This is a genomic window from Amycolatopsis sp. WGS_07, from assembly GCF_045278895.1.
Lineage (GTDB): Bacteria > Actinomycetota > Actinomycetes > Mycobacteriales > Pseudonocardiaceae > Amycolatopsis.
In genome coordinates this window covers 7,951,010-7,972,518 of the sequence record NZ_CP136053.1, presented here as the reverse complement: position 1 = coordinate 7,972,518, position 21,509 = coordinate 7,951,010, and the positions used below count along the sequence as shown (strand labels likewise).

Below are 21,509 nucleotides of genomic sequence, written 5' to 3'. Positions count from 1 at the left end.
GTCCCGGCCGGCGCGCGAGGAGACCCGATGAAGCTGCTGACCGCCGTCGTCAAACCGTTCGTGCTCGACGACGTCCGGATCGCGCTGCAGGAACTCGGCATCGCCGGGATGACCGCGACCGAGGTCCGCGGATACGGCAGGCAGAAGGGGCACACCGAGGTCTACCGCGGCGCCGAGTACGCGGTCGATTTCATCACCAAGTACCGGCTGGAGATCCTCCTCGACGACGACCAGGTCGACGCGGCGCTGCGCACGGTGCTGGAGACCGCGCACACCGGCAAGATCGGCGACGGCAAGATCTGGGTCACGCCGGTGGAGACCGTCGTCCGGGTCCGTACCGGCGAACGCGGGCGCGACGCGCTGTAGTCCCGCCCGGAAAACCGTTACACAGAGCGACTGTTGACACGCGTGCGCAGTCATTCATACATTATCTCCGACTTTGTATGAATGACGAGCGGAGCTGGTTCGGATGAAGCTCGGCAAGACCGCTGTCGTCCTCGGCGGAAGCGCCGCGGGTCTGTGCGCGGCCGGGGCGCTGTCCCCGTACTTCGATCAGGTGCTGGTGCTGGAGCGGGACGAACTCCCCGAGGAGGCCGAACATCGGCGCGGCGTGCCGCAGAGCAAGCATCCGCACTTCCTGCTGAACTCGGGCCGCCGGGCGATCACCGTGCTGTTCCCCGGTTTCGAGGACGACCTCATCGCCGCGGGCGGGCTGCATCTGATGCCGTCGATGGACGCCGCCTACCTGGACCGGGAGGGCTGGTCGGCGCGCAAGCGCAGTTCGATGACGATGGTCTACAGCTCGCGGATCCTCATCGAGCGCGTACTGCGCGACAAGGTGCGCGAACTGTCCAATGTAGACATCCGCGAGCGCGTCACCGTGCGCGGCCTGACCACCGCCGCCGGCGCGGTCACCGGGGTCGAGATCGCCACGCCCGGCGGCGAGGAGCACCGGGACGCCGACTTCGTCGTGGACGCGATGGGCCGCGGTTCCGCGGTCGCGAACTGGCTGGTGGCGGCGGGCTGGCCGGAGCCGGAGGTGAAGACCCTCGACGCCAAGGTCACCTACACCTCGCGCTGGTACGACCTGCCCGAGCGCCGGCCGGAGTCCTGGTGGTGGCAGCACCTGGTCCTCATGCCGACCCAGGACCGCGGCCAGCACCCCGCCGAGCACGAGTTCCTGGTGAACTTCTTCCCGATCGAGGGCGACCGGGCCATCGCCTGCATGGGCTCGTGGGGCCTGGAGATGCCGCGGACCACCGACGCGTTCGTCGAGTCGGCGCGCCGGACGCGGACCCCGCTGTTCGCCGCCGCGATGGACCGGTGCGCGCCCACCTCGGAGGTGCATCTGACCCGGTCCACCGGTAACCGGTGGCGGCGTTACGACCGCTGGGCGAACCCGCCGCGCGGCCTCGCATTCGTCGGCGACTCGATCTGCGCGTTCAATCCGTTCTATGCGCAGGGCATCAGCTCCGCGGCCGGTTCGGCGCTATTGCTGCGCGAGCATCTCGCCAGCGCCACCAGTCTCGACACAGGCTTCTGCGCGCGATTCCTGAAGGCACAGCGCGCTCTTCTCGAAGTGCCGTGGACGCTGGCGATGGCGCGCGACCGGGGTTACGAGTGCGCGGAGGGCACCGAACGGCTGCCCGCCTGGCAGCGCCGCCTCCTCGCGGCCGTCTCCGCCCCGGCGTTCAGCCTCATCGTCGGCGCCGCCCGGGAGGACGACGTCGTCGACGAGCATTTCGCCAAGGTGTTCAACCTCGACGAGTCGCTGGGCGACATGATGCGCAACCCGCGCGTGCTCGCCGGCTTGGCGCGCTACTGCGTCCGGTCCTTGCTGGGCCGCCACCGGGTGCCTTACGGCTTCGATCCCCAGGCCGAGCCGCCCGCCACGGACTACTCGCCGGCCGCCGCTGCTGCCGCCGCGCGATGAGCGCCGCCTGCGGCCCCGACGCGGAGGCGCTCACCCGGCAGCTGGGCTTCGACTGCCACACGGTCAGCCCGGTGGTCTCGGTCCGCGCGCCGTGGGACCTCGCCAACTGGACGATGCCGCTGCTCGAGGTGCTGATCATCGGCGGAGCGGTTTTCGCGCTCTGGCACGCCGTGCGCCGCTACCGCGCGGGCGACCCGGTCAACCTGGCGCTGTGGTGGGCCTCGCTGGTCTACCTCGTCGTCACCGAACCGCCGCTGTACTTCCCGGAATGGTTCGGCCTCGACCGGATTTACGGATTCATCTTCGCGCACAACCAGTTCACCGTGCAGTTCATGGGGGACCGGCTGCCGCTCTACATCGTGGCGTTCTACCCGGTGATCAGCCAGCTCGCCTACGAACTCGTGCGGTCGCTCGGGATCTTCCGCCGTCGCGGCCCGCTGACCGGGGCCGTCGCCGTCGCGTTCGCCTGCCAGGTGTTCTACGAGGTCTTCGACCAGGTGGGCCCGCAACTCAAGTGGTGGGCCTGGAACCCGGCCAACCGCATCGTGAACCACCCGGCGCTGGCCTCGGTCCCGATGACCAGCATGCTGCTGTTCGCGTCGGTCTCGATGGCGGGGATGACTTACCTGGTCGTGCGTTTCACCGGACAGCGCCGCGGCTGGCCGCTGGTGCCGCGCGTTCTCGCGGCGGGCATCCTCACCCCGCTCACCATGGCGATCGCCGGTCTCCCGGCGAGTCTTTTCGGCGGGGACGACCCCAATACGACCGCGCAGGCCTGGATCCTCGGCGCCGAACTGGCCCTGGTTTGGCTCGGCGGAGCATGGGTCGTCGCGTCGCAGCTGCGCGCCAGGGATCGCGGCCTGGACGAGCCGCCGTCGGCTTTCGGCCGGTACTACCCGGCGACCTACCTGTGCGGCATGGCGGTGTGCTGGATCGGCGCGCTGCCTGGTTACCTCGAAGCCCGCGACGGCGTCACCAGCTCCGGCACCCCGATCGGAAGCGGACCGTATGCGCTGGCCTGCTTCGTCGCCGCCGGTCTGCTGCTGGCCGCGCAAGCATCCGTCCGCCGCCCGGCGCCGGTGCGTCTGGGATGATCGGCGCCATGGGATACCACGGGTGGCAGGGCGACCCGCCCGGCGCCGAGGACGAGGCCCGCCGCCGGATCGTGCGGGCGGCGATCGCGTGCATCGACCGCGCCGGGCTGGCCAAGACCAACCTCTCCCACGTCGCGGCGGAAGCAGGCGTGACCCGGCAGACCGTCTACCGCTACTTCCCGAGCCTGGCCGAAATCCTGCGCGCGGTCGCCCACGCGGGCGCCGACGAGTTCGCCGAACGGATGCGGGCACACCTGGCCGAGTTCGACGGCCCGCTCGAGGTCGCGGTCGAATCCGTGGTCTACGCCGTCCGCACCCTGCCCGACGAGCCCTACCTCGGTTTGCTCCTGCAGGCCGGCGAGGCCGACTTCTTCACCGCCGGAACCGCCACGCGCCCGTCGTTCTCCCTCGGCGCAAGGATCCTGCGCGACACCGAGGTCGACTGGGCGGCCGCCGGCGTGCACACCGAGGCCGAACTCCACGAGCTGGCCGAGATCCTGATGCGGCTGTTCATGTCGTTCCTGCAGTACCCGTCAACGCCGCCCGCCACTGACGACGAACTGCGCGGCCTCGTCCGCCGCTGGATCGGCCCGGCCCTGCGCGGGTAGCGGCGGCTACCGGCTCGGTACGGGTTCGAACGGCCGGTGGTCCGGGGCGCAGCGGGTGCCCGGACCGGGCAGCTGGAGATCGATGAGGTATCGCTCGCGCAGCCGGTCGGTGCAGGTGCTGCCGAGCGGGTTGTGCCCGTGTCCGTCGACCACGACGAGCCGGGCGTTGCCCAGCGCGCGCTGGGCGTCGTAGGCGAAGGCCACCGACGTGACGGGGTCGAAGCGGTTGTTGATCAGCAGCGCGGGTGTCTGGGACCGCAGCGTCCAGGGCCCCTGGTGGCGCTGCGGGTTTGGAGTCCAAGAGGCGCAGGCCTGCAGCTGGTACAGCCAATGCCTGCCGTAATTCGGTGCGGCGGCGTCGAACGCGCGGGCCAGTGCGGGCCAGGCTCCGGGTACCGGTGGGAACTCGTTGTCCGCGCAGGAGATCGCGGTGTAGGAGTCGAGGAAGTCCAGCCGGAAGCCGGTGACCTGGTAGATCTCCCGCAGCGGCGCTGGGTCGGCGTCCGGGCCGCGTTCCAGCCCGGCAAGCAGCTCGGCCAGCGCGGGCCAGCCGCGCGCGGTGTCATAGAGCAGCTGGGCGTGCAGCGGGACGACGTCGGCGTAACGCAGGACCAGCGCGTCCTTGCCCCGGCCGACGGTGATGGGCCCGCGCTTGAGCCGGGCCAGCACGGAAGCGTTGCGCGCCAAGGTATCTCCGGCCACCGGGCATCGTGCGGCGCCGGCTTCGGTGCACAGCCGCGCGAACTCGCGCAGTACTTCCTCGGTGCCCGCCGAGCGCCGCCACAGCATCCCGAGCGTGTCGCTGGTGTACCCGACGGGGTCGATCATCGCGTTCAGCTGCAATGCCCGGACACGGCCGGGGAACAACGCGCCGTATACCTCGCCGAGGTAACTGGCGTACGAGCCGCCGCTGAAGGTCGTCTTCCGGTCGCCCACGGCCCGGCGCAGCAGGTCGAGATCGCTCGCGGCGTCGGCCGTGGTGAGATGGCCGATCAGCTCCGGGTCGTGCGCGGCGCAGCCACGGGCGAGTTCCCGGCCGCGTTGCTCGGCCAGCCGTTCCTCCGCCGGGTTCGCGGGCGGCAACGCCGTGCTCGCCCAGAACCGTTCCTGCTCGGCAGGCGAACCGAAACACCGCACCTGACGGCTGCGCCCGATCCCGCGCTGGTCGAAGCTCACCACGTCGAACCGCCGCGCGAGTTCGCCCTCGGCGAGCAGCCCTTGCTTCGCGGCGTCGAGTCCCGACCCGCCAGGCCCGCCGACCGCGGTGAACAACGTGCCGATCCGCCGGGCCGGATCGGCCGCAGGCTGCCGGATCACCGCCAGCGGGAGCCGTTTCCCCTGCGGACGGGCGTAGTCCAGCGGCACTTCGGCCACCGCGCACTGGTATCGCTCCAGCCCCGGCTCCCGGCACGGGCCCCAGTCGAGCACCGGCGTGCTGGCCGCGTCCGCGCGCACGGCCGCCGCCGACCTCTCCGCAGCGGCCGCCGCTGGTGCGGCGGTGCCGAGCAGGAGCAGAACCAGGAATCCGGGCAATGCCCTCCGAAAGATGACCACGAACGGATCATGGCGGCGCCACAGGACCGCCGTCGTCCGTCGAAAGACGGACCCGGACGACGCTCACAGATGCTTGCCGAAGAACTCGGCCAGCTTTTCCACCGCCGCGCCGACTGCGGCCGGCCGGTCGTAGAGGTCTACATGGGACGCTCCGGCGACCCGGAACATCTCCTTCGGGCCGGTCGCCCGCTGGAACGCCTCGATGCTCATCCACGCGGTCACGGCGCGGTCGCCGACGATCGTCAGCAGCGGCCGCGGGCCGAGCAGCGAGAGCGGCGCGAAGGCGTCGAAGAACGCGAGACGGTCGATGCTGTCCCAGGTCAGCGTCTTGGCGGACCGGGGGTGCGCGCCACGCGGGGTGCAGTAGTACTCCCAGCCCTCGTAGGCGTGCTCGCCCGCGGCGCGGGCTTCCTGCTCGTTCGCCGGGAAGACCGGCAGACCGCCGGAAGCGGTGCGGGAAGCGGTGAGCATCCCGTCGAACACCGCCGGGTCCTGGGTTCCGTCGGCGCCCAGGCGCAGCTGGCGGGCGACATCGGCGGCGCTGACCGTGGCGACGGCTCGCACTCGGCGGTCGGTGGAGGCGGCGGTCAGGGAGTAGCCGCCGGACGCGCAGATGCCGAGCAACCCGATCCGGGCGGGGTCGATGTCCTCTCGGCTGGTCAGGTAGCTGACGGCGGCTTTGAAGTCCTCGACTCGTTGAGCGGGGTCTTCGAGGCCGCGCGGCAGGCCCTCGCTTTCGCCCTGGTAGGCGGCGTCGAAGGCGAGAGCGGCGTAGCCGAGCGCCGCCATCTTTTCGGCGTACAAGCCCGAGGTCTGTTCCTTGACACCGGTGCCCGGATGCCCGACGACCAGCGCGGGATGCGGGCCAGGGGCGTCCGGGAGGTAGAGGTGGGCGGCGATGCGGAGGTTGTTGCTGGGGAAGGAGATGTCGTGTCGCATGCCTCCAGCCTCGGCGCGGTCCAGAGCCGTGACCAGGGACAGTGCTGCCTATGCATCCCAGTACCAGGCAGGCAGCTCGAGGCACCCGGCACACTGGAGCCATGGCGAACGAACTGGGCGACTTCCTGCGTGCCCGCCGGGCGGCGGTCGATCCGCGGCAGGCCGGATACCCGGACGACGGACGGCGGCGGCGCGTCCCCGGGTTGCGTCGCGAGGAGCTGGCTCAGCTCGCCCACCTCAGCATCGACTACATCGTGCGTCTCGAACAGGGCCGCACGAACCGCGTTTCCCGGTCGGTGCTCGACGCGCTCGCCGACGCCCTGCACCTCGCGCCGGACGAGCGCGCGTACTTGTTCACGGTCGCCGACGTCGCTCCGGTGTCGCCGCGGGCCCCGGCCCGCCCCGAAATCGCGCCCCGGTTGCAGCAGTTGCTGGACACGATGCGCGACATTCCGGCGATGGTGCTGCACCGCCGGATGGACGTGCTGGCCTGGAACCGCGGGAGCGCCGCATTGCTCACCGACTTCGAGAAACTGCCGGTGTCCGAAAGAAACCTGATCCGGCTGACCTTTGTGGACGAATCATTCCGGTCGCTCTACGCGGACTGGCCGCGGGCCGCGCGCGAGTGCGTTTCGGTGCTGCGGATGGAGGCCGGCCGGACGCCGCACGATCCGGCGTTGAGCGCGCTGGTCGGCGAGCTGAGTGTCCGGGACCCGGACTTCCGGCGCTGGTGGGCGGACCACCAGGTGCGCGGGCCGCGAACGCTGTCGAAGGTCTATCGCCATCCGGTGGCCGGGAAGCTCGAACTCGACGTCCAGCAGTTCACAGTGGACACTCATCCGGAGCAGCTGCTGGTGGCCTATACGGCGCAACCGGGTTCGCCGAGCGAGGAGGCGCTGCGGTTCCTGCTGCAGTGGTCTCCCGAGCGAGCCCGCTGAACCGGGAGTGCCAGTGGGGTCCGCTCGGGTCGTTACCTGTAACAATACCGAGGCCGACACAGCCGCGAACTCCGCGCATGCCCGGCGAGCGACGGCTGCCGCGCTGACCACTGTCGACGGCGAGGCGGCGGCGCGCGAATCCCGGGGCAAGTTGAGAATGTTGCTCTGCCTCGCTGTGCTCCTCGAAGCGTTGGCCCGATCCGGTGAGTCGCTGGCCCGACCGAGTGAGAGAAGATCGAAAACCGTTACCCTATCTCTACGCGAACCTTGCCCGAACCGGACCATCCGAGGGGTCGGTGACCTCATCGCGTAGTCCGCCGCGGCGCGCCCTGCCGCCAACCGGTCTAACAACGGTGTTACTATCGATTCATAGAGTTACCTGGTGGACGACGAAGGGCGACGAGAGCGATGGCTGGCAAGCGTGACTACGGGCAGTTCTGCGGTCTGGCCGCGGGCCTGAACGTGATCGGCGAGCGGTGGACGTTGCTTATCGTCCGCGAACTCCTCATCAGCCCGGCGCGTTTCAACGAAATCATCGAAAACCTGCCGGGAATGGGACCGAACCTGCTGGCGGAACGGCTGCGGATACTCACCGAGGAAGGCGTGATCGAGCAGTTGCCCGTTCCGGGGGACGGCCGGGGCAAACGGTACCAGCTTTCCCCGCTGGGGGAGCAGTTGCGCGCCCCATTGCTCGACCTCGCGAAGTGGGGCATGCAGTTTCTGGCGGAGAACGACCGGGACGGCGAGGTGCGTGCCGAGTGGGGCTTCCTCGCCGTGCAGGCCATGGTCATCGCCGACCGGGTGCCCGAGATCGACGAGTCGTACGAGTTCCGGGTCGGCGACGAGGTGTTCACCGTCGAGGTACGCGAGCGGACCGTGAAGTTCCTGCGTGGCGGAGTCGAGGACCCGGTGCTGATCATCACCAGCGACGCGGAGACGTTCGTCCGGATCGGGGCCAGGATGATCACCCCGTTCGGCGCGCTGGCGACCGGCGACATCAAGATCGACGGGCCGGCCGAGGCGGTGCACCGGTGCACCCGCATGCTGGGACTGTCTTGACAAAACCGAGCGGACGGGTTTCGGTGGTCCGATTCCGCCGACTGGGTGATATAACTATAGTTTTACGTAGTTAAAGCCTTTCTTATGTTCCCGCCCGCGACGCGGCATGAGTTCGCCGCATCGCGGGCGGGGCGGCTTTCCGGAGAGCGCGCGGGTCGCGCGCGCTCCGGCGGGCGGCGGGTTCACCCGCCCGGAGCCGGGCGAGAAATTGACTCCGCGGACCATTGTCAATTTCGGCCGAATTCATTCTGCGAACAGTTATGGAATCGCATTTCGCGCGCGCGGAGTCTATCCCTCGTGGCAATCGTCCGGTCGAGTTAACGGCCTTTCCGGGGGTGGCCGACCGTGCGGCGATTGTCCTGTTCACAGCCTTGACCTGGCTCGTCGGGCACTGGTACCACAAAGAGGCTCGCAAGTTCTGAGCAGCATTGGCCGTCGTTCCTCCCCGATCGGAGCGGACGTGATGCGACTGCGAGTTCCTGCCGCATTGAGGGGGTGCGTCCGGTGAAAAATGACGGTCCTACACCGTTTGCCGGAAGACTGCGCCTGCCCGCCGGGATGGCGGACTTCGCCCGCCGGGGTTTCCGCCTCGACCGGCCCGCGGACCGGTCGGTCCTGGAGAACTGCGCACGCGGTTTCGTCGACGGCTTCAACGCCGTGGCCGGATGGCGTGATCCACACGGTGCGCTGGCACGGATTCCGGACGAGGAAAGGGGTTTCGCCTACGAAGGGGCCGGCATGCGCGCGGCGCTGACCGACCTCGCGACCATGGGATCCGCGGGCGCGCTCGCCAAGCTGCTGGCCGGCCCCGGTTCCGGCTACGTCCACCTCGTGCACGTCGGCTACGGCTGGGGGCTGGTGCCCTCCCGGCTGCCGGTGCCGGTCGTGCTGCCGCGCACGCCGTTGCTGCGCTGGCTCGCGCTCGACGGCGCGGGATTCGCCGAGGTCTATTTCGGCGGAATTGCCGCGGCGAAACGGCGGTCCCGTTCGGCGGGCACGGTGAAAGGAGACGCGCGGCTCGCCGGGTGCGGGCGCGCGCTGTGGTTCGTCGAGTCCGCCGATCCGGACGGAATCGCCCGTGCGATCGCGACGCTCCCGGCGGCGGCCCAGCCGCATCTGTGGGCCGGGGTCGGGCTGGCGGCGTGTTACGCGGGAAACGCGGGCGAAACGAGAATCGATCAGGTAGCGAAAGCCAGCGGAAAAGCTGAGCCGTATCTGCGGCAGGGTGCGTTATTCGCAATCGCGGCGCGTTTTCGCTCCGGAATCCTGCCTGAGCACACGAGGCTGGCGTGCCAGCGGCTGTTCGCCGTGGAGCCGGGCGAAGCGGCGGAATGGACGGAGACCGCCGCCGACGGACTGAACGAGCGTTCTGACCCCGAGGCGTATCTGGAGTGGAAATCCCGGCTGCGGAAGCTGGCCTGCCGTCCGGCGTGATCGCGAGGTCCGCGGCGGCCTCGAAAACACATACCGAGCTAGTGATGGGGGATGAGTGTGCGCACTGTATGGCGCAGGCCCGTGCCGATCCTCGTCGGGTTGGTGTTCGTCGTCGTGGCCGGCTTCTTCACCGCCCGGCCCAGTCTCGGCGCGGACGAGACCTCGGCGCAGGCCGGGCGGTTCGGCTTCGAAAAGGTCCCGCTGAACTCGGCGCCCGCACAGGCCCGCGCCCAGCGGACGGTCGAGCCTTCGCTGGAAGGCATCCGCGCGTGGATCTCCGCGGTGGGCGCCGCGGTGGCGCAGGCCGATCTGCGCGGGCTCGGCCGCACGGCGGACGCGTGCCTGGTGGACCCGAGAGACGATTCGGTGACCATCTTGCCGGTGCCCGGCGCTGGCGGGCCGCAGTACGCCCGGTTCCAGCTGACCCCGAGCGGACTGCCCTACGACGCGACGATGGCCCCGATGGGCTGCGTACCCGCCGATCTGAACGAGGACGGCAGGCTGGACTTCCTGGTGTACTACTGGGGCCGCTCGCCGGTGCTGTTCCTCAACCAGGCCGCGCCCGGGCAGCTCCCGGCGGCCGCGCAGTTCCGGCCGAGCGAGCTGATCTCGCCGATGCAGGTGTGGAACTCCAGTGTCGTCAACGTCGGCGACGTGGACGGGGACGGGCACGTGGACGTGCTCGTGGGCAACTATTTCCCGGACGGGGCGCGGGTGCTCGACCCCGCCGCCGCGGACGACACCCGGATGCAGATGCAGGACGGGATGAACAAGGCGCGCAACGCGGGCACGAACCGCCTGCTGCTGCTCCGCCCGACCGGGGCGCCGGGCGCGGCTCCGGCGGTGTCCGATGCCAGCACGGCGTTTCCCGCCGATTCGGCGAACTCCTGGACCCTGGCGCTCGGCCTGCAGGACCTGACCGGAAACGGGCTGCCGGACGTGTACGTCGCCAATGACTTCGGCCCGGACCAGCTGCTGGTCAACACGTCCTCGCCGGGCCACGTGCGGTTCACCGAGGCGAACGGTTCCCGGGACCTGGTGACGCCGAGGTCCGAGGTGCTCGGCCACGACTCGTTCAAGGGCATGGGCGTGACCTTCAGCTACCAGGGGGACCAGGAGCTGCCGATGATCGCGGTCAGCAACATCACCACGCCGTATGCCTTGCAGGAGAGCAATTTCGCGTTCGTCCCGGCCGGGGCCGGGCGGCAGCTGCTGAGCGGCGGGTTCCCCTACGACGAGCGCAGCGAGGACCTCGGGCTGGCCCGCTCGGGCTGGGCATGGGACATCAAGGCGGGCGACTTCGACAACTCCGGCACCGACCAGCTGATGCAGGCGACCGGGTTCCTCAAGGGGGACACCGACCGCTGGGCGCTCCTGCAGGAACTCGCGCTCGGCAACGACCAGGTGCTGCGCTATCCGCAGGCGTGGCCGCACTTCCGGCTCGGCGACGACCTTTCCGGCCATCAGAGCAACCCGTTCTTCGTACGCTCGGAAAGCGGGCGGTACGCCGATCTCGCCGGCCCGCTCGGCATCGCCGACCCCTGGAACACGCGCGGCCTCGCCTTCGGCGACGTCGACGGGGACGGGAAGCTGGACGTGCTGGTCGCGAACCAGTGGGAGGACTCGGTCCTGCTGCGCAACACCTCGCGCAGCACCGGTGCGGGCGCGGACTTGAACCTGGTCCAGCCCGCCGCCGCGGGCGGGACCAGAACGGCGATCGGAGCGACTGTGACTGTGCACGGCGCGCACCCGCAGAAGACCCAGCTGTACCCGGCAAACGGGCATGCCGGGGTGTCGGGGAGCCTCGTGCACCTGGCGCTGCCGGACGGGGCACCCGCCAATGCGACAGTCACCTGGCGTTCCGGCACGACTGTGCACAGCGCCGAAATCACCGTCGCGCCCGGTCACCGCACCGTGCTGCTGCGGCCCGACGGAACGGCGGCGGCCCAGTGAAGGCCGCGCAGCGAACGGCCGAACCGGTCGCGGCGGGCGACGGAACGTCCGGCAAGCCGGGCGGACGACCGGCGGTGGACGTGCGGGTCAAGGCGTTGCAGCGGTTCGCGATGTCGCTGACCGGCTTCAACCTCCTCGGCTACTTGGTGCTGGGGTTCGAGCAGTCGCCGGTGACGCCGCTCGCCGCGCTGGCGACCAGCTACGCGGTGGCATTGCTGCTGGAGTGGCTGGACGCCTGGGCGCATCAGCGCCGCCCGCAGTTCGCCGGCGGCCCGCGCGCGCTGTTCGTCTTCCTGCTGCCGCCGCACATCACCGCGCTGGCCTGTTCGATGCTGCTGTACGGCAATGCCTCGATCTGGCCCTACCTGTTCGCGGTCGTGGTCGCGCACGCGACGAAGTATGCGTTCCGGCTGCGGATCAAGGGCAAGCTCCGGCACGTGCTCAACCCGTCGAACGCCGGGATCGTGGTGACCCTGCTGGCCTTTTCCTGGGTCGGCATCGCCCCGCCGTACCACTTCACGAACTACATCACCGGGGCCTGGGACTGGCTGCTGCCGCTGGCCATCCTGATGGCGGGCACCATGCTCAACGCGATGCTCACCAAGAAGATCCCGTTGATCCTCGGCTGGGCAGGCGGCTACCTGTTCCAGGCAGTGGTGCGCTGGCTGCTGTTCGACCACGCGCTGCTGGGCGCGCTCGTGCCGATGACCGGACTGGCCTTCGTGATCTACACCAACTACATGATCACCGACCCGGCCACCTCGCCGACGAAACCGCGCAACCAGGCTGTTTTCGGCTTCGTCAATGCTGTCGTCTACGGCGTGCTGGTGGTCTGCGGCGTGGTCTTCGGGTACTTCTTCGCCCTCGTGATCACGTGCGTGCTCCGCGGGGCGGTGCTGTTCGCGGTCGAGCAACGCAGGAAGCGCGCCGCTGTCGAGGAGGCCACGCGAGAGAAACCGGCGAGCAGCCCCGTCGGGAGCACGCTGTGACCGGCGATCGGATCGCGGTCGTCGGGCTGGCGTGCCGGTATCCGGACGCGACGAGCCCGGAACAGTTGTGGCAGAACGTGCTCGGGCGCAGGCGTGCTTTCCGGCGGCTGCCCGAGGTCCGGCTGGGCGCGGGCTACCGGGGCGGGCCGGGGGACGTGGACCTCGCCGCCGTCTCGCACGCGGCGGTGCTGCGCGACTGGGAGTTCGACCGGCAGCGGTTCGCCATTCCCGGGCCGTTGTACCGGGCGGCCGACCAAACCCATTGGCTCGCGCTGGAAACCGCGGCCGAGGCGCTCGCCGACGCGGGCTGCCCGCTCGGCGAGGGGCTCGACCGGGACACCGCGGGGGTGATCTTCGGCAATTCGCTCACCGGCGAGTTCACCCGCGCCGGGACACTGCGGCTGCGCTGGCCCTTTCTCGCCGACGCGGCGGCGACCTCGCTGCGGGCGGCGGGGATCGGCGACGACACGGCCGCCGAAGTGCTGCACCGCCTGGAAGAACTGGTCAAACAGCCGTTCCCGGTTCCGGGCGACGAAACGCTCGCCGGTGCGCTCGCGAACACGATCGCCGGGCGGGTCTGCAACCAGTTCGACTTCCACGGCACCGGCTACACCGTCGACGGGGCCTGTTCGTCCAGCCTGCTCGCGGTGATGACGGCCTGCCGCGCGCTTGCCGGGCGAGAGTGCGACTTCATGCTCGCCGGCGGCGTGGACATGTCCCTGGATCCGTTCGAGCTGGTCGGGTTTTCCCGGCTCGACGCGCTCGCGAAGGACGAGATGCGGGTGTACGACGCCGACCCGACCGGCTTCCTCCCCGGCGAAGGGTGCGGCGTGGTCGCGCTGATGCGCGCGGAGGACGCCGAACGCGCGGGACGGCGCAGCTACGCCCAGATAGTCGGCTGGGGGTCCTCTTCGGACGGAGCGGGCGGGTTGTCCCGGCCGGAACGCCGAGGGCAGGCGCTCGCGCTGACCCGCGCGTACCGCAAGGCCGGGATCGATCCGCGCCGGGCCGGGCTGATCGAGGGCCACGGCACCGGTACGGCGGTCGGCGACCACGTCGAACTCCAGACGCTGAAAGAGGTTCTCGGCACCGGCGCGCCCGCGGCGCTCGGCACGGTCAAAGCGAACATCGGACACACCAAGGCCGCCGCCGGGGTGGCCGGGCTAATCAAAGCGGTGCTGGCGGTGGCCCACCGCGTGCTGCCGCCGATTACCGGCTGCGTGCGGCCGAACGAACTGCTGCGGAGGGCGCGGCTGCGGGTCCTCGACGAGCCCGAGCCGTGGACCGATCCGCTGCCGATCGCAGGCGTGTCTTCGATGGGGTTCGGCGGCATCAACGCCCACGTCGTGCTCGAAGGGACGCGGGCGGAAGCTCCTCCGGTGCTTTCCGCGGGCGTGCGCCGGTGGTCCGCGCGCATCGGAGCGGCCGAGATCGTGTATCTCGGCGCTGGCGACAGTGCGGGGCTCGTGCAGCGGCTCGACGCGCTCGCCGGCACAGCGGGGCAGCTCTCCGCCGCGGAAGTCGGCGACCTGGCTGCGACAGCCTGGCGGACGAGCGGCGGTGGCGAAGGAGTACGAGCGGCGCTCGTGGCGCGTACGCCCGACGAACTCGCCTCGGCGGCACAGGCCGCCGCAAGAGCGGCGGCGGGCTGGGACGGCGGTCTCCGCTTCGCCGAGCACGAAGGCTATGCGCTTGGTGCCGGGCCGGCGCCTCGCGTGGGACTGCTGTTTCCGGGACAGGCCGCACCCGTGCGGCCCACTCGGGCGCGGTGGGCGGAGCGGGTGACGTTCCCGCCGCTGCCGGGCGAGTTCACGGCCTCGACCGACACTGCCGTCGCGCAACCGGTGATCGTCTGGCAGTCGCTCGCGGCGCTGGCCTGGCTGCGGGAACTCGGCACCGTGGTCGACGCGGCCTGCGGGCACAGTCTCGGCGAGCTGACGGCTTTGCACTGGGCAGGCGCGTGTTCGGCGGCGGAGGTGCTGGAGCTGGCGGCGGCGCGCGGCCGGATCATGGCCGAGTACGGCATCAAGGGGACCACCATGGCCGGGCTGGCCGTCGCGGGCGACGACGCGCGCCCGCTGCTGTCCGGCACCGACGTGGTGATCGCCGGGTACAACGCGCCCGAACAGATCGTGGTGTCCGGCCCGAGGGAAGGGATCCGGGCCGTGCTGGACCGGGCCGCGGCCGCGGGGTGCGAGCCGCCGAGCTGGCCGTGTCGCACGGTTTCCACAGTCCCGCGATGCGCGCCGCGGAGGGTCCGCTGCGCGCCGCGCTCGGCGGCATCGGCCAGCCGGTTCGCCCGGTGGTGTCGACCGTGACCGGAAAGGAGATTTCCGCGACCACGGGCGGAATCCGCGAACTGCTGGTCGACCAGCTCACCCGGCCGGTGCTGTTCGCCGACGCGATCGCCGAACTGTCCCGCCGCTGCGAGCTGATGGTCGAAGCCGGTCCCGGCACGATGCTGACCGGTCTCGCCGCGGCCTGCGGAATCCGCGCGGTGAGCATGGACTGCGGCGGCGACGACCGGCGGCACGCGTTCGCCACCGCGGTGCTCGCGGCCGCCGGGGCGGCGGACCTGGACCCGTGGTTCGCCGGGCGCGCGTTCCGGACGCTGCCGCTGGACGCCCGGCCCTCCTTCGTCGCGAACCCGTGCGAGATGCGGAAAGGATGGACGAGCGCGGCCGAGCTTCCGGCCGGGCCGCGCGAGCAGGCCGCGCCCGCCCGCACCGAGCCCAGCCGCGGCGAAACCGACCCGCTGACGGTGCTGACCGGGCACCTCGCCGCCGCGCTGGAACTCCCGCCCAGCGCGATCACCCCGGACGCCACGCTGCTCGGCGATCTGCACCTGAACTCGCTGCAGGTGGTCCAGCTGGTCAGCAGCGTGGCGGACGCGCTGGACCGGCAGCCGCCGGACACGCCGCTGTCGCTGGCCGACGCCACGGTCGGCGACGCGGCGCGGGTGCTGGCCGGGCTCTCCGGAGCCGGGAGCCGGACCGGAACCGTCGAGCCGATCCGCCCGTGGGTGCGGTCGTTCGAGCCGCGATGGGTGCCGTTCGAAGCGGGCGAACCCGCGCCGGTGCGCTGGGAGGTGCGGGCGGGAGCCGGGCACTGGCTGCACGAATCGGCGGCCGGGGGAGAGCCTTCCGGGCTCGCCGTGGCGTTGCGGACCGGGGCCGGGCCGGGCACGGTGGCGGCCCTGCTTCACGAGATCGACGCACGGCGTCCCCGGCACCTTTTCCTTGTCCACACTGGACACCCAGCAGCGGTGGGACTGGCCAGAAGCGTTTCGGCCGAAGCCGATTCGTGCTCGGTGACAGTCGTCGAGACGCCGGACGAGAACCAGCGAGTCGACCCGGCCGCGCTGGCCGGGCACAGCGGATACCTCGAACTCCGGTGCGAGCCGGACGGGTCGCTGCGACGAGCGGTCATGGTGCCTTCGACACGCTCCGCCGGCGCGCCGCTTCCGCTGGCGAAGGACGAGGTCTGCCTGGTGACCGGAGGAGCCCGCGGCATCAGTGCGTACGTCGCCGCAGCGCTCGCCGAGCGGACCGGCTGCGTCCTCGTGCTGGCCGGCCGGACCCCGGCCGGAGATCCGCAGGTGGCGGAAGCTCTTGCCGCGTTGCCGGTGGCCGCGCACTACGTGTGCGCCGACGTCACCGACACCGCCGGACTGGTGGCGGCCGCCAGCGGATTCGGCCCGGTGCGGGCGCTGATCCACGGCGCGGGAGTCAACGAACCGAGACTGCTGCGCGACGTTACCGGAGCGTCGCTGGCGGCGACCCTGCGTCCGAAGGTTTCCGGGCTGCGCGCGCTGCTCGACAAGCTGCCCGGCCTGCGGCTGGTGCTCGGGTTCGGTTCGATCATCGGACGGCAGGGGCTGGCCGGGCAGTCGGAGTACTGCGTCGCCAACGACTGGCTGCGCGTCGAACTGGAACGGTGGGCGGCCGAGCATCCGTCGTGCCGCACGCACGTCCTCGAATGGTCGTTGTGGGCGAAACTCGGCATGGGCGCCCGGATGGACGTGCTGGACACCTTGCGCCACCGCGGCGTCGAACCGATCGAACCCGAACTGGGCGTCCGTGCGCTGTTCGAGGTGCTGGCCGATCCGGGGGCGCCGTGCACGGTGCTGCTCGCCTCGCGTTTCCCGGCCAGCCCCACCCTCAGCGTCGGCGAGCCCGCGCCCATGGCCCGGTTCGCCGAACGGATTCCGGTGCACGTGCCCGGCGTCGAGGCCGTGCTCGAAGCCGATCTGGCACTCGGCTCCGACCCGTATCTGGACGAGCACCGCATCGAAGGGATCCCGGTGCTCCCCGCAGTGGTCGGGATGGAGGCGATGGCGCAGGCGGCCTCGCTCGCGGGCGGCCCGGCGCTGCCGCTGTCGGTGCAGGACGTCGAGTTCCGCGCACCGGTCACCGGCGAGCGCACCGTCCGCGTCAGCGCACTGTCCGAAGAGGACAGAGTGGACGTGGTGCTGTCCGACAACGCCGAGCGGTTCACCGCGAAGGTGCGGGCGGCGGGCGGCCGTCCGCCGGACCAGCTGGCGTCGCCGGTCGCCGACGGAGGGGAAAACCCTTGGTACGGAAGTCTTTTCTTCCATGAGGGCCGGTTCCGGCGAGTGTCGGACTATGTGGACCTGTCGGCGTTCCGGGTGCGGGCGCTGATCAACCCCGGCAAGCCAGTGCCGTGGTTCTCGCCGTTCCACAGCGGCAGCCTGGTGCTGGGCGATCCGGCCGCGCACGACGCGACCATCCACGCACTGCTGGCCTGCGTGCCGCATCGGCGCGCGCTGCCGGTCGGCGTGGCGCGGTTCAGCGTGTGGGAGGAGCCGTCCGGGCCGCTCGTCGTGCACGCACGGGAAACCGGGCATACCGCGGACGAGTACGAGTTCGACGCCGCGCTGACGCGGCCGGACGGCACCGCGATCGCGCAGTGGCAGGGGCTGCGGTTGCGAGCGACTGGAGAGCTTTCGTGGCCGGACGGGCTGCCCGCGCGTCTCGTCGGGCCTTGGCTGTCGCGGCGGCTGATCGAAACCGGGCTCGCCGACGACCTCGAGATCGTCACTACGGGCACCGGGCGGAAGCTCGTGGCCGAGGTCTCGTCCGGCACGGTGACAGTGTCGGCCGGGACGGCGGCCGACCGGGAACTGACGGTGGACGACTCCGGCGGGCCTCCGGTGATCACCGCCACGACGCGAGTGCTCGGGGCCCCGGAGCCGGTCAAGCTGACGATCGCCGCCGGGGGCCGGTGATGCGCGCTTTCCACCATCGCCACGTCGTCACACTGGACGAGACGAACCTGGTCGGCAACGTGTACTTCGCGCACTACGTGCACTGGCAAGGCCACTGCCGGGAGCACTTCCTCGCCGCGCGCTCGCCGGGGGTGCTGAAAGCGCTCCAGGCAGGAGAACTGGCGATGGTGACGGTGTCGTGCTCGATGGACTACTACGCGGAATGCTTCGCGCTCGACGAGATCGACATCGCGATGACCCTGCGCGCCCAGAACGGGAACCGGATCGCGATGGACTTCGAGTTCCGGCGCGCGGGGCAGCTCGCCGCCCGGGGCGCCCAGTCGGTCGCCTGCATGAAACGGACCGGCTCCGGCGTGACGCCGGTCGAGATTCCCCCGGAACTAGCCGCCGCCCTGCGACCCTACGGCTGAGGGAGACCAGAGTGTCCAAACCAGACTGGAGGTGGGCGGTCGCCGGGGGAACGGCAGTGGTGCTCGTCTGCTCCGTGATCGGCGTCGTGCGGGCGTTCGCCATGGACCCCGCCATGGACCCTGACATGCCGATGCCGCAACCCGATGCGCGAATGCCGTTGCAGGGCATGCCTTTGTCGGAGATGCCGGAGATGTTCGCGGCCGCCGTGGGCTTGCTGCTGGTGATCGTGGGCACGGCGCTGCGGACCGGACGCAGACCGCAGCCGCCACCGGACGGCAAGCGACGCCTCTTCGTCGCCGTGATCGGGACAGCCGCGCTCACCATCGACGTCAGCAAGACCTCGACGCTGGGGTTCGTGATCCCCGGCCTGCGCGCCGAGTACGGACTGGACGCGAAATCCGCGTCGTTCCTTGCGGTCGCCGGGCTGACCGGCACTGCGATCGGGGCGGTCGTCTTCGGCGTCCTCGCTGACCGCTGGGGCCGCCGCGGCAGCTACCTCGTCGCGACACTGGCTTTCGCGGCGACGAGCATGTGCGGCTCGATGCCGACGTTCGGCGGCAATATCGTGATGTGCGCGCTCATGGGCACCTCAGTCGGGGGACTGGCGCCGCTGCTGATCGTGATGCTGACCGACGCGTTGCGCAGCAGCTCGCGAAGCTCCGCGGTGATCGCGCTTTCCGTGCTGGCCAGCGCGGTCGGCTATCTCGTCGCGGCCGGTTCGGCGCTGTGGCTCGAACCGGTCTTCGGATGGCGGGTGCTGTGGCTGATCGGCGCGCCGACCGGGCTGGCGTTGGCGGCGCTCACGCCGTGGGTGCCGGACCGGATCGCGCCGCGGGCCGACGCCGGGACCGCCGAAGCAGTGCACGTCCGCGCGCTGGGCTCCGGTCTGCAACGGGGCTATGCGTTCCTGATCGGAGTGCTCACCTTCGGGCTCACGACGTGGGTGCCGAGCCTCGCGCGGTCCGGCGGGCTCACGGTGTCCACGGCGAATCTGTGGTTGAGCGTGGCCGCGGTGGTGATGGTGCCCTGCGCGCTGCTGCTGACCTGGTGCCACCGGAGGTTCGGCCCGGTCCGGCTGAGCGCGGGGCTGGCCGCCGCCACGGCCGTGCTGCTGCTCGTGCTGACCGGGAGCGGCGCGGTGTCGTCGGTCGCGTGGGTGTGCGCCGGCGCGCTCGTCGCGGCCTTGTTCTCGGTCAACACGATGGCCGCGGTGTTCCTGCCGATCGCCGCGGATCTCGCCGATCCCGCCGGCCGGGGCCGGACCACTGGTGCGGTGTCCCTGTGCAACCGGCTGGGCGGGCTTTGCGGGCCGTTGCTGATCGCGACGTTCGTCTACTCGGCGTCGGACGTCCTCGTCGCGGTGGCGGCGCTCGCGCTGTGTTCGGCCGTCGCCGCGTGCTGGATCGGCAGACGGCAGCGGATCGCGGTCCGAGAAACGGTTCAGCTGGACGGAGAGGCGCGCGCCCGATGACACAGCAGATCCCGACCGAGCCGATCGGCAGCATTCCGCGGCCGGACTACCTGGTGCGCGGCTTGCGCGAGTTCGCGGAAGGCCAGATCGGGCAGCGGCGGCTGGAGGAGCTTCAGGAGACCGCGCTCGCCGACACCCTGAAACGGTTCGAGGCCACCGGATCCCCCGTGGTCACCGACGGCGAGCAGGCCAAGCCAAGCTTCGTGACGTATCCGCTGGCCGGACTGCACGCCCTCGCCCCGGACGGAGCGGTCATCCCGTTCGCGGACGGGCACACGCGGCAGCTGCCGCGGCTGACCGCCGGTCCGTTCGCCTACCAGGTGTACGCCGACGAATACCTGCGAGCGGCCCGGGAACGCACCCGGCAGCCGGTGAAACAAGCGGTGATCGCCCCGTCGGCGCTGAGCCTGCTCTATCCCGAGACGGGGATCGCGGGCTACTCCCGGGTAGACTTCCTCGACGATCTCGCCTACGGGAGCGAGGCCGACATCCGGCGGTGCCTCGACGCCGGCGCGGAGACGGTGCAACTCGATTTCACCGAGGGCAGGCTTTCGCTCAAACTCGACCCGTCCGGCGGTCTGCTGCGCTCGTTCGTCGACCTCAACAACCGGGTGCTGGACCGGTTTTCGCCCGGAGAACGGGAGCGGATCGGAGTGCACAGCTGCCCCGGCGGAGACCTCGATTCCACCCACAGTCTTGATGTCGGGTACGCCGCGCTCCTCCCGGCATTGTTCAGCCTGCACGCCGGGAAGTTCTATCTCGCGCTCGCCGCCGAGCCGGAGCGCCGGGAGGTGCTGGCGGAGATCGCGCGGCACCGCCAGGACGGGCAGCGCGTGTTCGTCGGGGTGACGGATCCGCTCGACCCGCGCGTCGAGACCGCGGGGGAGGTGTGCGACCGGGTGCTCGAAGCGGCCGAGTACCTTCCGGTCGAGTATCTCGGCACCTGCGACGATTGCGGGTTCGCTCCGTTCGCCGACGACGCGTCGACCTCCCGCGACATCGCGTTCGGCAAGATCGCCGCGCGAGTGCGCGGAACCGCGCTGGCGGCCGGCGCCCTGCAACTGGCCTCCGGTCAGGCGTAGTCGTTTCCGGCGTACCACTCGCCACGGCCGCCGGGGAGCAGATCGAGCACGTTCCAGACCGGCGAGAGCAGATCGATGCCGCGCTGGCTGTCGTCGAGGAAGTTCGCCGGCAGCGAGTAGAAATGCCGCACGGCGTCGCCTTCGGCGGTGAAGACGCTGATCATCGGCCGCTGGTCGCCGTCCGGACGTTCGGCGTTGAGATCAGCGTTGAACGAAGTGTTGTGACTGGACAGGATCCGCAGCCCTGACCAGCCGCGGCGAGCCGCCCACGCCCGGAGTTTGGGCAGCGGCGCCTTGCCGATCACCGCGAAACCGGTGTGCTGCGCGAGGTGGTGCGCCACGCCTCGGAACCCGTCCACCCACATCGAGCACATGGGGCACGCCTCGTCGTCGTCCGGGTGGAACATCAGGTGGTAGACGACGAGCGTGCGGTGCTCGCCGAACAGCTCGCGCAGGGCGGTTTCCCGCACCGGCTCCGCGCGGCCGAGATCCGCCGGGCCTTCGGCGAAGGTGTACTGGCCGAGCAGGAGTCCCCGGGGCATCCGCCGCCGCGCGGCCGCGACCTCCTCGATCCGGTCTCGCAGCGCCCGCTCCGCCTTCTGCCAGCTCCAGGCGGGCGGCGACGTACTCCTCGCTCGCGCCCGTGGGCCACATCGGTTCGACAGTCTTCGGTTCGGCCTCGCTCATGGGTTCCGGTCTCCCTCCGGATCGGTCGGGCGAACCGGACCACCGTAGGACCGCTCGGCCGGGCAGCTCAAGGCGCGCGGAGGCTTGTTTCTCCTCCGCGGAGCATTAC

17 protein-coding genes are annotated in these 21,509 nt (G+C 70.8%); 14 read left to right on the top strand and 3 right to left on the bottom strand.

The window, feature by feature from the left end; translation table 11 throughout:
• Positions 1-27: 27 nt before the first annotated feature.
• The 4 genes from RPX00_RS37365 to RPX00_RS37350 all read left to right on the top strand — a co-directional run bounded on the left by RPX00_RS37365 (position 28) and on the right by RPX00_RS37350 (position 3,635).
• The gene (locus RPX00_RS37365; RefSeq protein ID WP_406643223.1) at positions 28-366 is read left to right on the top strand and encodes a P-II family nitrogen regulator; all 339 of its coding nucleotides are present in this window, start codon (positions 28-30) and stop codon (positions 364-366) included.
• Between the two features lie 103 nt (positions 367-469).
• Positions 470-1,933, top strand: coding sequence for an NAD(P)/FAD-dependent oxidoreductase (locus RPX00_RS37360; RefSeq protein WP_406632543.1), 1,464 nt, complete (start codon positions 470-472; stop codon positions 1,931-1,933).
• Complete coding sequence (locus tag RPX00_RS37355) at positions 1,930-3,027, top strand: hypothetical protein (protein WP_406632541.1); 1,098 nt, start codon at positions 1,930-1,932, stop codon at positions 3,025-3,027. Before RPX00_RS37360 ends, RPX00_RS37355 begins: the two co-directional genes overlap by 4 nt.
• A gap of 8 nt (positions 3,028-3,035) precedes the next feature.
• Complete coding sequence (locus tag RPX00_RS37350) at positions 3,036-3,635, top strand: TetR/AcrR family transcriptional regulator (RefSeq protein WP_406632539.1); 600 nt, start codon at positions 3,036-3,038, stop codon at positions 3,633-3,635.
• A 6-nt stretch (positions 3,636-3,641) separates the two neighbouring features.
• On the opposite strand, the gene RPX00_RS37345 is transcribed toward RPX00_RS37350, so the two are convergent.
• Together RPX00_RS37345 and RPX00_RS37340 are read right to left on the bottom strand one after the other, a co-directional pair.
• On the bottom strand, positions 3,642-5,189 hold the full coding sequence (locus RPX00_RS37345) for an alpha/beta hydrolase (protein WP_406632537.1): 1,548 nt from the start codon (positions 5,187-5,189) through the stop codon (positions 3,642-3,644).
• A gap of 63 nt (positions 5,190-5,252) precedes the next feature.
• A complete protein-coding gene (locus RPX00_RS37340; RefSeq protein WP_406632535.1) occupies positions 5,253-6,128 on the bottom strand; it encodes an alpha/beta hydrolase in 876 nt (291 codons plus the stop codon).
• 101 nt (positions 6,129-6,229) lie between these two features.
• On the opposite strand from RPX00_RS37340, the gene RPX00_RS37335 reads away from it, so the two are divergent.
• The 10 genes from RPX00_RS37335 (at position 6,230) to RPX00_RS37290 (ending at position 20,713) form a co-directional block, all read left to right on the top strand.
• Entirely contained in the window at positions 6,230-7,066 is an 837-nt protein-coding gene (locus RPX00_RS37335; RefSeq protein ID WP_406632533.1) for a helix-turn-helix transcriptional regulator, read from the top strand.
• Between the two features lie 408 nt (positions 7,067-7,474).
• Positions 7,475-8,125, top strand: coding sequence for a winged helix-turn-helix transcriptional regulator (locus RPX00_RS37330; RefSeq protein WP_406632531.1), 651 nt, complete (start codon positions 7,475-7,477; stop codon positions 8,123-8,125).
• A 504-nt stretch (positions 8,126-8,629) separates the two neighbouring features.
• Complete coding sequence (locus RPX00_RS37325) at positions 8,630-9,559, top strand: DUF1702 family protein (protein WP_406632529.1); 930 nt, start codon at positions 8,630-8,632, stop codon at positions 9,557-9,559.
• Between the two features lie 51 nt (positions 9,560-9,610).
• On the top strand, positions 9,611-11,512 hold the full coding sequence (locus RPX00_RS37320) for an FG-GAP repeat domain-containing protein (protein WP_406632527.1): 1,902 nt from the start codon (positions 9,611-9,613) through the stop codon (positions 11,510-11,512).
• Positions 11,509-12,501 carry an enediyne biosynthesis protein UnbU gene (locus tag RPX00_RS37315; protein WP_406632525.1) on the top strand — a complete coding sequence of 331 codons (993 nt, stop codon included), beginning with the start codon at positions 11,509-11,511 and terminating at the stop codon, positions 12,499-12,501. Before RPX00_RS37320 ends, RPX00_RS37315 begins: the two co-directional genes overlap by 4 nt.
• Entirely contained in the window at positions 12,498-14,819 is a 2,322-nt protein-coding gene (locus RPX00_RS37310) for a beta-ketoacyl synthase N-terminal-like domain-containing protein (RefSeq protein ID WP_406632523.1), read from the top strand. Before RPX00_RS37315 ends, RPX00_RS37310 begins: the two co-directional genes overlap by 4 nt.
• Positions 14,741-17,749, top strand: coding sequence for an SDR family NAD(P)-dependent oxidoreductase (locus RPX00_RS37305; protein WP_406632521.1), 3,009 nt, complete (start codon positions 14,741-14,743; stop codon positions 17,747-17,749). Before RPX00_RS37310 ends, RPX00_RS37305 begins: the two co-directional genes overlap by 79 nt.
• A complete protein-coding gene (locus RPX00_RS37300; RefSeq protein WP_406632519.1) occupies positions 17,749-18,159 on the top strand; it encodes an acyl-CoA thioesterase in 411 nt (136 codons plus the stop codon). The genes RPX00_RS37305 and RPX00_RS37300 overlap by 1 nt, the downstream gene beginning before the upstream one ends.
• A gap of 11 nt (positions 18,160-18,170) precedes the next feature.
• Positions 18,171-19,631, top strand: coding sequence for an MFS transporter (locus RPX00_RS37295; protein WP_406632517.1), 1,461 nt, complete (start codon positions 18,171-18,173; stop codon positions 19,629-19,631).
• Positions 19,628-20,713: a cobalamin-independent methionine synthase II family protein gene (locus tag RPX00_RS37290; RefSeq protein ID WP_406632515.1), complete on the top strand. Its 1,086-nt coding sequence runs from the start codon at positions 19,628-19,630 to the stop codon at positions 20,711-20,713. The genes RPX00_RS37295 and RPX00_RS37290 overlap by 4 nt, the downstream gene beginning before the upstream one ends.
• On the opposite strand, the gene RPX00_RS37285 is transcribed toward RPX00_RS37290, so the two are convergent.
• Positions 20,704-21,255 (bottom strand): DUF899 family protein, encoded by a 552-nt coding sequence (locus RPX00_RS37285; protein WP_406632513.1) that lies wholly within the window; start codon positions 21,253-21,255, stop codon positions 20,704-20,706. The genes RPX00_RS37290 and RPX00_RS37285 overlap by 10 nt on opposite strands.
• Positions 21,256-21,509: the final 254 nt, after the last annotated feature.